This is a genomic window from Enterobacter sp. CGMCC 5087 (genome assembly GCF_003144775.1).
In the GTDB taxonomy this organism is placed as follows: Bacteria; Pseudomonadota; Gammaproteobacteria; order Enterobacterales; family Enterobacteriaceae; genus Enterobacter; species Enterobacter cloacae_M.
Window position 1 is genome coordinate 1 of the sequence record NZ_QFXN01000277.1, and the last position, 980, is coordinate 980.

Below are 980 nucleotides of genomic sequence, written 5' to 3' on the forward strand. Positions count from 1 at the left end.
TTTGTGGCCCCCTGCTGCTAAAAAAAGAGAGCCTGACGCGCGTTGCGGCCCACACGCCGCGAATAATCGTTTGCCTGAGCATCTTTCTGACCGCTTACGGCATTCTGCCGCTTTTGTCCGGGTGGACGGTATGTGCGCTGGGGATGATCTTTATCGCGCATCTGGCCTCGAATGTTCTCTTCGCTGCGGGCACGTTTGGCGTACTCAGTAGTTTTCCTCTCACGCAAACCGCTTCGGCCAGCGGTAAAGCCTGGCGCTGGCAAACGCTCAGCGCCTCTCTTTTCACCGGCATTGCAGCGGCGGTGGCTTCAGGGTTTGGCTCAGTACAGGCGCTCTATGCTGTCTCTGCATCGGCCCTGCTGATGGTTGCCCTGATCATGCGCTTGTATCGGGAATAAGGCATAAAAAAACGCCTGCTATAAAAGCAGGCGTTAAAACAGGTCTGTAAGACAACATATTTGGTGCTTCACTCAACGTTGTGTCCATGGTGTCTGATGAGGCCGAAGCGACATCTGTCAGTGGACGATAAGCACCGTAAATGGCTCTGCGTCATTCCTGAGTTTATGAGGCACTGAGGCGAACATAAGAGATGGAATGAGCATCTACACGCATATTATTGCACGTAACGTGCCAACATAACACCCATAACTTTTACATGACGCAACATTTTAAGATAAAAGGAAATTATGCTGCTAAGTGCCGTTTTAGGCGCTACAACGTATCGGGAAAAGGCAGGAATATGTCGCCAGGAGAAGACAGTAAAACCCATAAATTTTTTTTTATTTAAATTTCAATGAGTTGTATGTCGCTGTATTGCGACAAAGAAAAAGGACGCTGTCGGAGAATGACTACAGGGATGAGAAGCCGCAGAAAACAAAAAACCCCGCCGAAGCGGGGTTCAAAATTGGTCGGCGAGAGAGGATTCGAACCTCCGACCCACTGGTCCCAAACCAGTTGCGCTACCAAGCTGCGCTACTCGC

The 980-nt window shown here is 50.2% G+C and carries 1 pseudogene; it reads left to right on the forward strand.

Annotated elements, in window-relative coordinates:
* Nucleotides 1-398: pseudogene (locus tag DEO48_RS23860) on the forward strand (MFS transporter); the annotation flags it as partial.
* Between the last annotated feature and the right edge of the window lie 582 nt (nt 399-980).